Annotated in this window: 16 protein-coding genes; 4 read left to right on the forward strand and 12 right to left on the reverse strand. The window is 67.0% G+C overall.

Annotated elements, in window-relative coordinates; translation table 11 throughout:
- Positions 1-86: 86 nt before the first annotated feature.
- From ggt to rsmD, 5 genes are all read right to left on the reverse strand, one after another.
- Positions 87-1,817 (reverse strand): gamma-glutamyltransferase, encoded by a 1,731-nt coding sequence (ggt, locus tag ARC63_RS08990; RefSeq protein WP_057503073.1) that lies wholly within the window; start codon positions 1,815-1,817, stop codon positions 87-89.
- Entirely contained in the window at positions 1,814-2,095 is a 282-nt protein-coding gene (locus ARC63_RS08995) for a YfhL family 4Fe-4S dicluster ferredoxin (RefSeq protein WP_010484376.1), read from the reverse strand. Before ARC63_RS08995 ends, ggt begins: the two co-directional genes overlap by 4 nt.
- A gap of 132 nt (positions 2,096-2,227) precedes the next feature.
- Positions 2,228-2,719, reverse strand: coding sequence for a hypothetical protein (locus ARC63_RS09000; RefSeq protein WP_010484374.1), 492 nt, complete (start codon positions 2,717-2,719; stop codon positions 2,228-2,230).
- A 60-nt stretch (positions 2,720-2,779) separates the two neighbouring features.
- Complete coding sequence (gene coaD, locus ARC63_RS09005) at positions 2,780-3,289, reverse strand: pantetheine-phosphate adenylyltransferase (protein ID WP_010484372.1); 510 nt, start codon at positions 3,287-3,289, stop codon at positions 2,780-2,782.
- Positions 3,290-3,315: 26 nt separating this feature from the next.
- Positions 3,316-3,924, reverse strand: a complete 609-nt coding sequence (rsmD, locus tag ARC63_RS09010; protein WP_321210815.1) for a 16S rRNA (guanine(966)-N(2))-methyltransferase RsmD — start codon at positions 3,922-3,924, stop codon at positions 3,316-3,318.
- Between the two features lie 547 nt (positions 3,925-4,471).
- Between rsmD and htpG the strand changes: the two genes are divergently transcribed.
- Positions 4,472-6,364: a molecular chaperone HtpG gene (gene htpG, locus ARC63_RS09015; RefSeq protein ID WP_057503074.1), complete on the forward strand. Its 1,893-nt coding sequence runs from the start codon at positions 4,472-4,474 to the stop codon at positions 6,362-6,364.
- Between the two features lie 168 nt (positions 6,365-6,532).
- Here htpG and ARC63_RS09020 read toward each other — a convergent pair whose 3' ends face one another.
- The gene (locus ARC63_RS09020; protein WP_057503075.1) at positions 6,533-6,838 is read right to left on the reverse strand and encodes a hypothetical protein; all 306 of its coding nucleotides are present in this window, start codon (positions 6,836-6,838) and stop codon (positions 6,533-6,535) included.
- 129 nt (positions 6,839-6,967) lie between these two features.
- Here ARC63_RS09020 and ftsY point away from each other — a divergent pair, with 129 nt between their 5' ends.
- The 3 genes from ftsY (at position 6,968) to ARC63_RS09035 (ending at position 9,781) form a co-directional block, all read left to right on the forward strand.
- Positions 6,968-8,290 (forward strand): signal recognition particle-docking protein FtsY, encoded by a 1,323-nt coding sequence (ftsY, locus tag ARC63_RS09025; protein WP_057503076.1) that lies wholly within the window; start codon positions 6,968-6,970, stop codon positions 8,288-8,290.
- A gap of 91 nt (positions 8,291-8,381) precedes the next feature.
- Complete coding sequence (mutY, locus tag ARC63_RS09030) at positions 8,382-9,506, forward strand: A/G-specific adenine glycosylase (protein WP_057503077.1); 1,125 nt, start codon at positions 8,382-8,384, stop codon at positions 9,504-9,506.
- A 5-nt stretch (positions 9,507-9,511) separates the two neighbouring features.
- Positions 9,512-9,781: an oxidative damage protection protein gene (locus ARC63_RS09035; protein ID WP_019661206.1), complete on the forward strand. Its 270-nt coding sequence runs from the start codon at positions 9,512-9,514 to the stop codon at positions 9,779-9,781.
- 67 nt (positions 9,782-9,848) lie between these two features.
- Here the strand turns inward: ARC63_RS09035 and ARC63_RS09040 are convergent, their stop codons facing one another.
- The 6 genes from ARC63_RS09040 to ARC63_RS09065 all read right to left on the reverse strand — a co-directional run bounded on the left by ARC63_RS09040 (position 9,849) and on the right by ARC63_RS09065 (position 14,022).
- The gene (locus ARC63_RS09040) at positions 9,849-10,298 is read right to left on the reverse strand and encodes a DUF6491 family protein (RefSeq protein WP_019338334.1); all 450 of its coding nucleotides are present in this window, start codon (positions 10,296-10,298) and stop codon (positions 9,849-9,851) included.
- Positions 10,299-10,519: 221 nt separating this feature from the next.
- Entirely contained in the window at positions 10,520-11,233 is a 714-nt protein-coding gene (gene lolD, locus ARC63_RS09045) for a lipoprotein-releasing ABC transporter ATP-binding protein LolD (protein ID WP_005409083.1), read from the reverse strand.
- Positions 11,226-12,467, reverse strand: coding sequence for a lipoprotein-releasing ABC transporter permease subunit (locus tag ARC63_RS09050; RefSeq protein WP_019338333.1), 1,242 nt, complete (start codon positions 12,465-12,467; stop codon positions 11,226-11,228). The genes lolD and ARC63_RS09050 overlap by 8 nt, the downstream gene beginning before the upstream one ends.
- A gap of 23 nt (positions 12,468-12,490) precedes the next feature.
- Positions 12,491-12,940, reverse strand: a complete 450-nt coding sequence (locus tag ARC63_RS09055) for a hypothetical protein (RefSeq protein ID WP_029379940.1) — start codon at positions 12,938-12,940, stop codon at positions 12,491-12,493.
- Positions 12,891-13,139, reverse strand: coding sequence for an FAD assembly factor SdhE (locus tag ARC63_RS09060; RefSeq protein ID WP_005409080.1), 249 nt, complete (start codon positions 13,137-13,139; stop codon positions 12,891-12,893). The genes ARC63_RS09055 and ARC63_RS09060 overlap by 50 nt, the downstream gene beginning before the upstream one ends.
- A gap of 97 nt (positions 13,140-13,236) precedes the next feature.
- A complete protein-coding gene (locus ARC63_RS09065; protein ID WP_005409079.1) occupies positions 13,237-14,022 on the reverse strand; it encodes a succinate dehydrogenase iron-sulfur subunit in 786 nt (261 codons plus the stop codon).
- Positions 14,023-14,032: the final 10 nt, after the last annotated feature.

Raw genomic sequence — 14,032 nt, forward strand, 5'->3', positions numbered from 1 at the left:
GCTAGAAGGGAAACAGAAAACCCCGCCGGCAAAGGCGGGGTTTCGATAATCAGCCGGATTGCCGGCCAGCAGCCGGCACGACCGGATCAGCGCGCCGGGACGACCTGGGCACTGCCCACCGGATTGCGCGGGTCGCTGCCGCCGAACAGCTTGTTCGCCTTGCGGTCCCATTCCACGGTCTGCAGGTTGCCCCACACATGGCTGGACCCGCGGCCGCCTGCAGCCACATTGCCCGGCAGGTCGATCTTGTGCCCCATCGCCTGCAGCTGCTTCACCGTCGCCGCGTCGAACGCATCGTCCTCGGCTTCGATCAGGTCCGGCAGCCACTGGTGGTGGTAGCGCGGCAGCGCGGCAACCTGCTGTGCATCCAGGCCGTCGTCGTAGCCGAGGATGCCCAGCAGCACCATGGTGATGATGCGGCTGCCACCCGGGGTGCCCAGCACCACGACCTTGTCGGCGTTCTCCATGAAGGTCGGCGTCATCGAGCTGAGCATGCGCTTGCCCGGCTTCGGCGCATTGGCTTCATAGCCCATCACGCCGAACGCATTGGGCGTGCCCGGCTTCAGCGCGAAATCGTCCATCTCGTTGTTCAGCAGCACGCCGGTGCCCTTGGGAATCAACCCCGAGCCGTACAGCAGGTTGACGGTCTGGGTGGCGCCGACGCGGTTGCCGTCGCGGTCGATGATGGAGAAATGCGTGGTCTCGTCGTCTTCCAGCGGAGTCGGATTGCCCGACAGCAGGTCGCTGGGCGTGGCCTTCTCCGGATGGATGGTAGCGCGCAGGCCCTGTGCGTAATCCTTGCTGGTCAGCACCTTCTGCGGGATCTGCACGAAGTCCGGATCGCCGAGGAAGAAGGTGCGGTCGCGGTACGCGCGACGCATCGACTCCACCACCAGGTGGGTACGATGCGCCGGGTCCATCTTCCTGATGTCCCAGCCTTCCAGGATCTGCAGCATGCTGGCCAGCGCGATGCCACCGGACGACGGCGGCGGCGCGGTGGTGATCTTCCAGCCGTTGTAATTGAAGACGATCGGCTCGCGCTGCTTCACGCGGTAGCCGGCCAACTCTTCGGCGCTCCATTTGCCGCCAGCCTGCTTCACGCCTGCCAGCAACAGCTTTCCGGTCTGGCCCTTGTAGAAGCCATCGAAGCCATCCGCGGCCAGGCGCTCCAGCGTCTGTGCCAGCTCCGGCTGCTTGAACAGGTCACCGGTGGCGATCGGCTTGCCGTTGCGCAGGTAGACCTCGCGCGTGCCGGGATAGCGCTCCATCACTTCTCGGCGCGACGCATAGCCCTTGGCCATGCGGTCGTACACCGGGAAGCCTTCGCGCGCGATGCGGATCGCCGGCTGCAGCGATGCCGACAGCGGCAGCTTGCCGTGCTTGGCCGACAGCTCGACGAGCGCTGCAGGCAGGCCCGGGATACCGGCCGACCAGGCGCCGTTGACCGAACGATCACGGTCCAGGTTGCCCTGCTTGTCGAGGAAGGCCTGCGGAGTTGCCGCGGCCGGTGCGGTCTCGCGTGCATCCAGCATCACATCCTTGCCGGTGGCCGCGTCGTGCAGCAGGAAGAAGCCGCCGCCGCCCAGCCCGGAACTGATCGGCTCGACCACCGCCAGCGTGGATGACACCGCGACCGCGGCATCGAAGGCGTTGCCGCCCTGCGCCAGGATATCGATACCTGCCTGGGTGGCCAGCGCGTGGCCGCTGGCAATGGCTGCGCCATCGGGGCGCTCGGCACGGGCCGGGCTGTCGGCCCAGGCCATCGGGCTCAGCAGCAGGCCGAGCAGCAACAGGGGGCGGACGATCAGCGTCTTCATTCGGATGGGGGCTCCGCGTAGAGTTCGGGGTGATCGTGCTGCAGCTGGCGCAGCTTGGCCAGCAGCTGGTCTTCCGTTTCCACGATCTCCGGGTCCGGGTCGATGCACTCGACCGGGCAGACGACCACGCACTGTGGCTCGTCGAAATGACCGACGCATTCGGTACAGCGCGCAGGGTCGATCACGTAGATGGTTTCACCCATCGAAATGGCCTGGTTCGGGCAGGCCGGCTCGCAGACGTCGCAGTTGACGCAGAGCTCGTTGATTTTCAGCGACATGGCGATACTCCTCGCCCGCGCCTTGGGACAAAGGACCGGCCAGCGCGGGCGCGCGGGCCGGTCAGGTCATCAGCGGCACCCTTGCGGGGTGCCGCCCGGGCCATGCCGGAGCATGGCCGCCATGGCTCGGTATTACTTGGCTTCGACGAAAATGTACTCGGCGCCGGTCGGCTGGACCGCCGCCTGCACGCGGGCGTTGTCGGCCGACTGGCCGATGAAGACGACGCGCACGCCCTTCATCGAATCCGGCGCCACGTCCTTGAACACGGCCTGGATCATGTCAGCCATCTTGCCCGAGGCCGACGAACCGAAGGCCAGCATGTTGCCCGGCTGCACGCCACGGGCCACGGCCTGGGTCGCGCTCTCGGTCTGGCGCTCGTACTTGGCCTGGAAGTCCGGGTCCGATTCCGGCGAGAGGTAGTACAGGAACGGGCTGTTGCTGATGTTGCCCATGTTCTGGATGGCCACTTCCTGCAGGTACTTCTTCCAGCCTGCATCGTCGTCCTTGGACGGCGCGACCAGGGCCTGCTTGGCCTCGTCGACCGGAGCGGCCTCTTCCTTCTTGCAGGCGGTGAAGGCCAGGGCCAACGAAGCGATCAGCATCGCGCGCATGGTGGTGTTCATGGGTTTCCTCCCGGAATGGTGCGTGGTGTTGTACGTAATGGGGTGCGGGTACAGCGGGGCTTACGACTGTGCGGCCTTCGCTTCGCGGACCTTGCGCAGGGCTTCGAGCACCGCGGCCGGCACGAAACCGGACACGTCGCCGCCCAGGCGCGCGATCTCGCGGACCAGCGAGGACGAAATGAAGCTGTGCTGCTCGGCCGGGGTCAGGAACAAGGTCTCGACCTCCGGAATCAGGTGGCGGTTCATGCTGGCCATCTGGAACTCGTACTCGAAGTCGGACACCGCGCGCAGGCCGCGCAGCAGCACCCCGCCCTGGACCGAACGTACGAAATGGGCCAGCAGCGTATCGAAGCCGATGACCTCGACGTTGCTGTGGTGGCCGAGTGCGCCACGTGCCAGCTGCACGCGCTGCTCCAGCGGCAGCGCCGGGCCCTTGGACGGGCTCTGCGCCACGCCGACCACGACCTTTTCGAACAGCGGCGCGGCCCGGCTCACCAGGTCGATATGACCGTTGGTGATGGGGTCGAACGTGCCGGGATAAACGGCAATGCGGCGGTTGGCCACGGTCATGGGCGGTTGCAGATGTTCAGATGAGGTCAAAGTGTAGCAGTGGCGCGGCGGTACAGGGCAAAGCGCACCTCGCGGGTGCCCCCCTCGCGGTGCAGCAGCCAGTCCGACGGCAGCACCGGCGCGTGGCCGGCCGGCGATTCCAGGTACAGCCAAGCATCGGCAGCCAGATGCCGCGGCAGCTGGGCCAGCACGTCCTGCCACAGGCCATCGGCGAACGGTGGGTCGATGAACACCAGATCGGCCTGCTGTGCCGGTGCGCCCTGCAGCCAGCGCAGGGCATCGGCCTGCACGACGGTGACCTGGTCGGAGGCCTGCAGCTTGGCCACGGCCGCGGTCAGATTGCGTCCCAGCTGCGCGTCGCGCTCGACCAGAGTGGCGTGGGCGGCGCCGCGCGAGACCGCCTCCAGGCCCAACGCGCCACTGCCGGCGAACAGGTCCAGCACCCGCGCGCCGCCCAGTCTGGGCATCAACCAGTTGAAAAGGGTCTCGCGCACGCGGTCGCTGCTGGGCCGAAGCCCTGGCAGGGTCGGCACCGGCAGGCGGGTATTGCGCCAGCGCCCGCCGATGATGCGGACCTGACCGTCATTGCCCCCACGGCCGCTCACCGGCGCCCCCGGCGGGAGGTATTCGAGAATTTCAGCATGAGCGGGATTGTAGTTCGGCCGGGCGGCGCCCGGGGACGCGCCAACGCATACGCGCTGTCGCTCCCACGCTTCGCTGCGCGAAACGCGGGCCCCACTTACCAGCTTCCATACCCCCGCCGCTTCGCGGCCGCCCCCTGACTCAGGGGGCTCTACCCCAGACGCGATCCGATGCTCGACATACAGGCGGGGTCAGATTGGATTTCGATATCTGAGAGATTTCATCCACGCATGGCGTGGATCTACTGGCCGCCAGCCAACTGTCGAAAGCGGGGCACTGTGGGTTTGCGGGGTGTGAGCGGCATGGATGCCGCGCCCAAGCCCCCATGGATGGGTTTACGGCGTCCCCGCAAACCCACAGTGCCCCGCCATCCCACGGAATGCCCGCTCTTGCCGTTGCTGTTGCAGTTGCGGTTGCTTCGGCCTCTGCAGGTGCAGGGCTGCAAGCCCTGCCGACCAACCCCTTGATTTCGGGACAATCAGCCATACCCCTTGGCGAGGCCGCACGCGCTGGCGCGGCATTGCACATGGAGCCCTATCGATGACCGAGACCACCCAGACCGAAACCCTTGGCTTCCAGACCGAAGTCAAGCAGCTGCTGCAGCTGATGATCCACTCGCTGTACTCCAACAAGGAGATCTTCCTGCGCGAGCTGGTCTCCAACGCCGCCGACGCCGCCGACAAGCTGCGCTTCGAGGCCCTGACCCAGCCGGCTCTGCTGGAAGGCGACAGCGAACTGCGCGTGCGCGTCAGCTTCGACCCCGCCGCCCACACCATCACCATCGAAGACAACGGCATCGGCATGAGCCGCGCCGAAGCCATCGCCCACCTCGGCACGATCGCCAAGTCCGGCACCGGCGACTTCCTGCGCCAGTTGTCGGGCGACCAGAAGAAGGATTCGCAGCTGATCGGCCAGTTCGGCGTCGGCTTCTACAGCGCCTTCATCGTCGCCGACGAAGTGGAAGTGACCTCGCGCCGCGCCGGCCTGGCTGCAGGCGAAGGCGTGCGCTGGACCTCGCGTGGCGAAGGCGATTTCGAAGTGGCCACCGTGGACAAGGCCGAGCGCGGCACCCGCATCGTGCTGCACCTGAAGGAAGGCGAGCATGACTTCGCCGATGGCTGGCGCCTGCGCAGCATCCTCAAGAAGTACTCGGACCACATCGGCCTGCCGATCCAGATGCCGAAGGAAGGCGGCGAAGAAGGCGCTGCGGTCGAATGGGAAACCGTCAACCGCGCCAGCGCGCTGTGGACCCGCCCGCGCACCGAGATCAGCGACGCCGAGTACACCGAGTTCTACAAGCACGTGGCACATGACCACAGCGACCCGCTGGCGTGGAGCCACAACAAGGTTGAAGGCAAGCTGGAGTACACCTCGCTGCTGTACGTGCCCGGCCGCGCGCCGTTCGACCTGTACCACCGTGACGCGCCCAAGGGCCTGAAGCTGTACGTGCAGCGCGTGTTCGTGATGGACCAGGCCGAGCAGTTCCTGCCGCTGTACCTGCGCTTCATCAAGGGCGTGGTCGATTCCAACGACCTGTCGCTGAACGTCTCGCGCGAGATCCTGCAGTCCGGCCCGGTCATCGATTCGATGAAGGCGGCGCTGACCAAGCGCTCGCTGGACATGCTGGAGAAGCTGGCCAACGACAAGCCCGAGCAGTACGCCACGTTCTGGAAGGAATTCGGCCAGGTGCTGAAGGAAGGCCCGGCCGAGGACTACAACAACCGCGAGAAGGTGGCCGGCCTGCTGCGCTTCGCCTCCACCCGTGGCGAGGCCGATGCGCAGACCGTGTCGCTGGCCGACTACATCGGCCGCATGACCGAAGGCCAGGACAAGATCTATTACCTGACCGGCGAGAGCTACAGCCAGGTGCGCAACAGCCCGCACCTGGAAGTGTTCCGCAAGAAGGGCGTGGAAGTGCTGCTGCTGACCGACCGCATCGACGAGTGGCTGATGGGCTACCTGACCGATTTCGACGGCAAGGGCTTCGTTGACATCGCCCGTGGCGACCTCGACCTGGGCGCGCTGGAAAGCGAGGCCGACAAGCAGGAACAGGAAGCGGCCGCGAAGGACAAGCAGGGCCTGGTGGAGCGCCTGAAGACGGTGCTGGGCGATGACGTGGCCGAGGTGCGCGTGTCGCACCGCCTGACCGATTCGCCGGCGGTCCTGGCCATCGGCGAACAGGACCTGGGCCTGCAGATGCGGCAGATCCTGGAGGCCAGCGGGCAGAAGGTGCCCGACAGCAAGCCGGTGCTGGAGATCAACCCCGGCCATCCGCTGATCGCCAAGCTGGATGCCGAAGGCGATGGCGCACGTTTCGACGACCTGAGCCGGGTGCTGTTCGACCAGACCGCGCTGGCCGCCGGTGACAGCCTGAAGGACCCGGGCGCCTACGTGGCGCGCCTGAACAAACTGCTGCTGGAGCTGTCGGCCTGATCGAGGCGGTGGTCGCCGGGCATGGCCCGGCGGTGCCTTGGTAGAGGCCAACCTTGGTTGGCGCCCCAAAAGCGTGCCAACCAAGGTTGGCACCTACCAGGGCGGGTCAAGCATGCCAACCAGGGTTGGCACCCACCAGGGGCGGCGGTTGGCGCCTGCCGAGGGGGTTCAGGCTTCGCGATCCAGCAGCGAGCCCAGCAACGGGTCCTGGCGGCGGATCACCGTGGCATTGGCGGCGAAGGCCAACACCTCGGCTTTCGCCGCGAGCAGATCTCCCAGCGGTGCACTGACATCGACATCGGCACCGGCAGGGGTCACCGAGGCCTGCACTCCGCCCTGCTCCACCGCACTACGCTGCAGCTGCAGGCGCTGGGCATCCGGGGTCGCCAGATTGGCCACGTTGTGCGCGGCCAGCTGCACCCCCTGCTGGGCTGCACGCATGCCACCGCGTGCCGTTCCCATCACGTTGTTCATGGCGGTCTCCGGACCGCACTGCGCAGCCCTCCGGACCGGTTAACGGCCGATGGGCCGCAACCTTGAGCCCACATCGGCCCGACAGGCCCGAGTGGTAGCATATCCCCCTGATTTCAGCGCCTTTTGCCAATGCTCAGTTTTTTCCGCCGCAAGAAGCCCCAGGATGCCCCCGCAGCGGAGGCACCCAAGACCCAGCACTACTCGGCTGAAGAGCTGGCGGCGGCGTTCCCGTCGGCCGCACCGGTCGAGGACAAGGAGCCTGCGCCGGTAGCCGCGCCGGCCGTGCCTGCCACGGTCGAGCCGCCCCCGGCAGCGGTCGCTCCAGTCGCTGTCGAGCCCACGCCGGTGATTCCGGCTCCAGCCGCGCCGGTTCCGGCAGCTCCAGCGCCGACGGCGCAGATCGACGTCGCCCCCGTTGCGACCCCGGCCATCGAACCTGCACCCGCGCCGCTGCCTGGGCCCACCCCGGCACCGGCACCGGTCACCGACGATCTGCCGGCCGCCGCCTCGGTCGACGCCGTGCCCGCAACTGCCGGCAAGCCCGGCTGGCGCGAGCGCCTGCGCAACAGCGTCATCGCGCGCAGCTTCGGTGGCCTGTTCTCGCGCAACCCCAAGCTCGACGACGACCTGCTGGACGAGCTGGAAACCGCACTGATCACCGCCGACGTCGGCGTGGGTGCCACCACCGATCTGGTCGAGAGCCTGCGCAAGCGCATGAAGTCGCGCGAGTTCGCCGACGCCAATGCACTGCTGGCCGCACTGCGCGCCGAGCTGATCGCGATCCTGCAGCCGGTGGCCAAGCCGCTGGTGATCGACCGCACTGCCAAGCCCTTCGTGGTACTGACCGTCGGCGTCAACGGCGTCGGCAAGACCACCACCATCGGCAAGCTGGCCAAGCGCTTCAAGGACGAAGGCCACAGCCTGATGCTGGCCGCCGGTGACACCTTCCGCGCCGCCGCCGTGGCCCAGTTGCAGGCCTGGGGCGAGCGCAATGGCGTGACCGTGGTCGCCCAGGGGCAGAACGCCGATGCCGCTTCGGTGGCGTTCGACGCACTGCAGGCCGGCAAGGCCCGCGGCACCTCGGTGCTGATCGCCGATACCGCCGGCCGCCTGCATACCCAGTCCGGCCTGATGAACGAACTGGGCAAGATCCGCCGCGTGCTCGGCAAGATCGACCCCACCGCGCCGCATGAGGTGCTGATGGTGATCGACGGCACCACCGGCCAGAACGCGCTGTCGCAGCTGCGCCAGTTCAATGCCGCAGTGAACGTGACCGGCCTGGTGGTGACCAAGCTGGACGGCACCGCCAAGGGCGGCGTGGTGTTCGCGCTGGCCCGCGAGTTTGGCATTCCGATCCGCTTTGCCGGCATCGGCGAGCGCCCGGAAGACCTGCGCGTGTTCGATCCGGAAGCCTTCGTCGACGCCCTGCTGCCTGAAGCGCTGGGTGCCTGATATACCGTGCAGCCACCGCACTCTGGTGCAGCCACCCATGGGGTGGCTCTACAAGGGTGAACCCACGGGTGGCTGCCTCTCTGGAACACCGATGCCCCGCCAGCCGCACGCCAGCGCCGACACTGCCCAGCACGACGACTTCGTCGCCCGCCTGCTGCACTGGTTCGACGACCACGGCCGCCACGACCTGCCCTGGCAACACCCGCGCAGCCCCTACCGGGTGTGGTTGTCGGAAATCATGCTGCAGCAGACCCAGGTGGCCACGGTCATCCCGTACTTCCAGCGGTTCCTGCAGCACTTCCCGACCCTGCCCGACCTTGCCGCCGCCAGCAACGACGCGGTGATGGCGCAGTGGGCCGGGCTCGGCTACTACGCCCGCGCACGCAACCTGCATGCCGCCGCAAAGCGCTGCGTGGAACTGCATGACGGCGACCTGCCGCGAGATTTCGATGCACTGCACGCCCTACCCGGCATCGGCCGCAGCACTGCCGGCGCGATCCTCAGCCAAGCCTGGAACGACCCGTTCGCGATCCTGGATGGCAACGTCAAGCGCGTGCTGAGCCGTTACCACGGCATCGACGGGTTTCCCGCCCTGCCGGCCATCGAGAAGCAGTTGTGGGCCATCGCCGGGGCGCACGTTGCGCAGGTCCCGGCCGGGCGCATGGCAGATTACACCCAGGCGCAGATGGATCTGGGCGCCACCGTCTGCAGTCGGGCCAAGCCGACATGCGTGATCTGCCCGCTGCAGGACAACTGCGTGGCACGCCGCGAAGGCCGCACCGCTGAGTTACCGACGCCCAAGCCCAGCAAGACCCTGCCCGAACGCGAAGCGGTCGCCCTGCTGTTGCGCGACGCCCAGCAGCGCGTGCTGCTGCAGAAGCGGCCGGATACTGGCATCTGGGCGCAGCTGTGGACGCTGCCGCAGGCCGAGACGGGCAGCGACCTGCAGGACTGGTTCGACACACATGTGGACGGCTCGCTGGAAGATGCCGACGAACTGCCGGTGCTGCAGCACACCTTCAGCCACTACAAGCTGCATCTGCAGGTACTGTCGCGGCAGGTACACGGCCTGCGCGTGGAAGAACCCACGCTGCGCTGGGTGGCTGCCGACGAACTGCCCGCGCTGGGCCTTCCGGCGCCGATCCGCAAGCTGCTCGACGGCGCCACGATCAAGACGCCGAAACGAACCTCCAAGAAATCCCGCAACCACGAGTGAGTGCCATGCCCCGAACCGTCTTCTGCCAGTACGAACAACGCGATGCCGAGGGCCTGGACTTCGTGCCCTACCCCGGTGAGCTGGGCCAGCGCATCTTCAACAACATCGGCAAGCAGGCCTGGGCCGCGTGGCTGGCGCACCAGACCATGCTGATCAACGAGAACCGGCTGTCACCGCGCACGCCGGAGCATCGCGCGTTCCTTGAAGGCGAACTGGTCAAGTTCCTGTTCGAGAAGGACGCGGAGAAGCCCGCAGGCTTCGTTCCGGAAGCCTGACCTGCCGGTAGCGCCGGGCCATGCCCGGCGTCCAGGCATCCGCCGGGCATGGCCCGGCGCTACCCGTTTATTTCCCGGATTCCTCGCGCTCCTGCACCTGCGCCTGGCGCAGCTCCTGTTCGGAAGCACGCAGCGCCTTCACGTCCAGCTTGCGGATGCTGTTGATGAAGCACGGCATGCGCGGGCCGCCGGTGGGGTCGCGCACCAGCACCTTGTCAAAGCGCGCCGAGACACGGTTCATCTGGCTGGTCAGGCCGATGGCGGTGGCATACGGCAGGTCCTGGCAGGGGCCTCTCAGCTCCAGCAGGTAGGCCTCGCTGGGACGCGTCCACACCGCCAGCGCGCTGTCACCCAGCTCGGTCCAGCCATTAAGGGTGCCGAAGAACTGCATGTCGTTCTGCGGCGCACCGGCGTGGGCACGGTAAAGGTCAAGCTTCTCGGCGCTGCTGAGCCGGCCGGTGGTGGCACAGGCGGCCAGGGCCAGGCAGAGGCCGGCCAGCAGAAGCGGGGTCTTCATGGCGATCTCCTCGGGGAACTGTCGCCATCATGCGCTTGGCCTGGCAATGCCGGCGCGACGGCCGACGGCCCCATTCAGGCGCCGGTCGGCGGTCGACCAAGGTCGACCTCTGCCAAAGCGGGTCCAGAACATCGGATTCCGGTAGTCGCCAACCTTGGTTGGCGCTTGCCCTGCAGGAGCAGCCGACCAAGGTCGGCTTCCACCAGAGTCCGTCCGACCGCTCAGACGTCGGCGTGGGCCAGTGCGTGCAGGCGCCCTTCGCGCAGTTCCAGCACCCGGTCCAGGCGACGCGCCAGGCTGCGGTCATGGGTTACCAGCACCAGGCTGGTGTGACGTGCACGATTCAGCTCCAGCATCAGCTCGAACACCGTTGCAGCGGTGCGGTCATCCAGGTTGCCGGTCGGCTCGTCACCGAGCACGCAGGCCGGATGATTGACCAGTGCTCGCGCCACCGCAGCACGCTGGCGCTCGCCGCCGGACAGCTCGCCCGGCTTGTGGTCCAGGCGATGGCCGAGGCCAACCGCTTCCAGCAGCGTGGTGGCGCGGCTGCTCGCTTCGGCCACCGCGGTGCCAGCCAGCAGCACCGGCATCATCACGTTTTCCAGCGCGGTGAACTCCGGCAGCAGGTGATGGAACTGGTAGACGAAGCCCAGCGCCTGGTTGCGCAGCAGGCCGCGCGCGGTGTCCGACAGCGCCGACATGCGCTGGCCGGTCACATAGACCTCGCCCGCGGTCGGAATGTCGAGGCCACCCAGCAGGTGCAGCAGCGTACTCTTGCCGGCGCCGGAGGCACCGATGATCGCCACGGTTTCGCCGGCGGTCACGGTCAGGTCCAGGCCATCGAACACCGGGGTCTGCATGCGCCCTTCGGCGTAGGTCTTGCCCAGTGCTTCGGCGCGGATCACTTCATCGCCGCGGTTGAAGACCTTATTCATAACGCAGGGCCTCCGCCGGCTGGGTGCGTGCTGCCCGCCAGGCGGGGTACAGGGTGGCCAGGAAGCTCATCAGCAGTGCGACCACGGTGATCGCCACCACGTCGCCGGTCTGCATGTCGGTCGGCAGGCCGGTGATGTAGTAGACATCCTCCGGCATCAGCTTGACGTTGAACACGCTCTCGATGGCGCCGAGGATGCGCTCCAGGTTGAGGGTCAGGGTGATGCCACCGATCAGGCCGGCCAGCGTGCCGAAGATGCCGATCAGCGAGCCCTGCACCATGAACACCTGCATCACGCCACCCGGGGTCAGGCCGAGGGTGCGCAGGATGGCGATGTCGGCCTGCTTGTCGGTCACCAGCATCACCTGCGAGGACACCAGGTTGAAGGCGCCCATGGCGATGATCAGCGACAGCAGGATGCCCATCACCACCTTCTCCATGCGCAGCGAGTGGTAGAGGTTGGCGTTCTGCTGGGTCCAGTCGCTCACCCTGTAGGCACCGCCGAGGTTCTGCGCCAGGTCCACGCCCACTTCCAGCGAGCGGTCCATGTCGTGCAGTTTCAGGCGCACGCCGGTGGCACCGTCGCTGCGCAGTACGCGCTCCAGGTCCTGCATGTTGGCGAAGCCCACGCCACGGTCGACTTCGTTGTAACCGGCCTCGAAGATGCCGCTGACGGTGAAGCGCTTCATCCGTGGCACCGCGCCGGCAGGCGTGCCCTGCACTTCTGCAAAGGTCACCAGCACCTGGTCGCCGACGTCCACGCCCAGCCAGAGCGCCAGCTCCTTGCCCAGCAGCACGTTGAAGCTGCCCGGCGTGAGGCTGTCATAGCTGCCCTTGGTGATCTTCTTGTCGATCACCGACACCTTCGGCTCCAGCGCCGGATCGATGCCCTGGATGATCGCACCCTGCACGCGCGGACCGCTGATCATCGACTGGATCTCGATGTACGGCGCGGCACCGGCCACGCGCGGATCCTTGTTGGCCACGTCGACCACCCGCATCCAGTCCGGCATCGGCTCGCCGTCACGGCTGATGGTGGTGTGCGCGGTCATCTGCAGCAGGCGGCTGCGGATTTCCTTCTGGAAACCGCTCATCACCGCCAGGGTGGTGATCAGCACCGTGACGCCGAGCGCGATGCCCAGGATCGATGCCATCGAGATGAAGGAGATGAAGCCGTTGCGGCGCTTGGCGCGCAGGTAGCGCAGGCCGATGGCCACGGGAATGGGTTTGAACATGCAGGCACGCCGGTCAATTCAGCTTATGGTGCCATCGACCGGGGCCGACGGGAAACGCTGCGTGCGGCGACGGCCAGTCGCAGTTCACGTCGCTGCCCGGAATCGAGCACATCCGGCCAGAACAGCAGGCGCCGGCGGCGCCGATCCTCACGCCACAGCAACAGCAGCCAGGGGCCGCGCACGACCAGCTGTGGCGCATCGACGTCCTGCCCGGCCACCTGCAGCGGCTCGGACGGTACCGGCAGAAGCACCTGCACGCGTGGCCTGCGCTGGCGCCAGGCCAGTTCGGCCAACCCGATGCCCCAGGCCAGCAACACCGCGGGCATCAACAGCCGCGGCGGCAGATCCGATGCGCGCAGCAGCCAGGGTGCGGCCAGCAGCACCGCCAGCTGGGCGGCGGCCTGCAGCCGTGAGGGCCGCCACTCAAGGCTTGAGGGCGAGGATCTTCTGCATGAGGGGGATTGCGTGCGCATGCGGGCAGGCCTCATAACCCATGAACCAGCGCCACAACTTATCGTCCTCGCAGTCGAGCAGGAACAAGAAAACCTCGCGCTCTTCGGTCGGCGCAGTGCTCCATTCGTGGTCGAGGTAACGGCCGAACAGCTGGTCCAGCTCGCGCATGCCGCGGCGGCAGCGCCAGCGCAGCTTCTTCAGCAGAACATCTTCTTCCATCGTGTTTCTCCAGATGCAGCAAAGCCACGCATGGCGTGGCTCTGCTGGGAGGTGCAGCCACGCACGGCGTGGCTCTACCGGGTACAGCCGGACCGTATCAGGCGCGGCGTTCCATCATCAGCTTCTTGATCTCGGCGATCGCCAGCGCCGGGTTCAGGCCCTTCGGGCAGGTCCGGGCGCAGTTCATGATGGTGTGGCAGCGGTACAGCTTGAACGGATCTTCCAGGTCGTCCAGGCGCGCACCGGTGTCCTCATCGCGCGAATCGATGATCCAGCGGTAGGCCTGCAGCAGGATCGCCGGGCCCAGGTAACGCTCGCCGTTCCACCAGTAGCTCGGGCAGCTGGTCGAGCAGCAGGCGCACAGGATGCACTCGTACAGGCCGTCCAGCTTCTTGCGGTCTTCCGGCGACTGCAGGCGCTCGCGGTCCGGCGGTGCCGGGGTCTGGGTGCGGATCCACGGCTTGATCGAGGCGTACTGCGCGTAGAAGTGGGTCAGGTCCGGAACCAGATCCTTGACCACGTTCATGTGCGGCAGCGGGTAGATCGGCACTTCCTTCTTGCCGCAGTCCGAGATGGCTCGGGTGCAGGCCAGGGTATTGGTGCCGTCGATGTTCATCGCGCACGAACCACAGATACCTTCGCGGCAGGAGCGGCGGAAGGTCAGGGTCGGGTCGATCTCATTCTTGATCTTGATCAGGGCGTCCAGGACCATCGGGCCACAGGCGTCCAGATCGACTTCATAGGTATCGGTGCGCGGGTTGCTGTCGTCGTCCGGACTCCAGCGGTAGATCTTGAAGGTGCGCACGTTCTTGCCGCCGTTCTTGACGGGGAAGTGCTTGCCCTTCGTGATCTTGGAATTCTTGGGGAGTGAAAACTCGGCCATGGCTGCTCTC

It is taken from the genome of Stenotrophomonas geniculata ATCC 19374 = JCM 13324 (assembly GCF_001431625.1).
Taxonomy (GTDB): Bacteria; Pseudomonadota; Gammaproteobacteria; order Xanthomonadales; family Xanthomonadaceae; genus Stenotrophomonas; species Stenotrophomonas geniculata.

Excerpts from the sequence above, each read along its gene's own strand:
- ARC63_RS08995 (WP_010484376.1), bottom strand. The coding sequence starts at position 2,095 with ATGTCGCTGAAAATCAACGAGCTCTGCGTCAACTGCGACGTCTGCGAG.
- mutY (WP_057503077.1), top strand. The coding sequence starts at position 8,382 with ATGCCCCGCCAGCCGCACGCCAGCGCCGACACTGCCCAGCACGACGAC.
- ggt (WP_057503073.1), bottom strand. The coding sequence starts at position 1,817 with ATGAAGACGCTGATCGTCCGCCCCCTGTTGCTGCTCGGCCTGCTGCTG.
- ARC63_RS09055 (WP_029379940.1), bottom strand. The coding sequence starts at position 12,940 with ATGCGCACGCAATCCCCCTCATGCAGAAGATCCTCGCCCTCAAGCCTT.
- lolD (WP_005409083.1), bottom strand. The coding sequence starts at position 11,233 with ATGAATAAGGTCTTCAACCGCGGCGATGAAGTGATCCGCGCCGAAGCA.
- ARC63_RS09050 (WP_019338333.1), bottom strand. The coding sequence starts at position 12,467 with ATGTTCAAACCCATTCCCGTGGCCATCGGCCTGCGCTACCTGCGCGCC.
- ARC63_RS09000 (WP_010484374.1), bottom strand. The coding sequence starts at position 2,719 with ATGAACACCACCATGCGCGCGATGCTGATCGCTTCGTTGGCCCTGGCC.
- ARC63_RS09035 (WP_019661206.1), top strand. The coding sequence starts at position 9,512 with ATGCCCCGAACCGTCTTCTGCCAGTACGAACAACGCGATGCCGAGGGC.
- ARC63_RS09060 (WP_005409080.1), bottom strand. The coding sequence starts at position 13,139 with ATGGAAGAAGATGTTCTGCTGAAGAAGCTGCGCTGGCGCTGCCGCCGC.
- coaD (WP_010484372.1), bottom strand. The coding sequence starts at position 3,289 with ATGACCGTGGCCAACCGCCGCATTGCCGTTTATCCCGGCACGTTCGAC.
- ARC63_RS09065 (WP_005409079.1), bottom strand. The coding sequence starts at position 14,022 with ATGGCCGAGTTTTCACTCCCCAAGAATTCCAAGATCACGAAGGGCAAG.
- ARC63_RS09040 (WP_019338334.1), bottom strand. The coding sequence starts at position 10,298 with ATGAAGACCCCGCTTCTGCTGGCCGGCCTCTGCCTGGCCCTGGCCGCC.
- ARC63_RS09020 (WP_057503075.1), bottom strand. The coding sequence starts at position 6,838 with ATGAACAACGTGATGGGAACGGCACGCGGTGGCATGCGTGCAGCCCAG.
- ftsY (WP_057503076.1), top strand. The coding sequence starts at position 6,968 with ATGCTCAGTTTTTTCCGCCGCAAGAAGCCCCAGGATGCCCCCGCAGCG.
- htpG (WP_057503074.1), top strand. The coding sequence starts at position 4,472 with ATGACCGAGACCACCCAGACCGAAACCCTTGGCTTCCAGACCGAAGTC.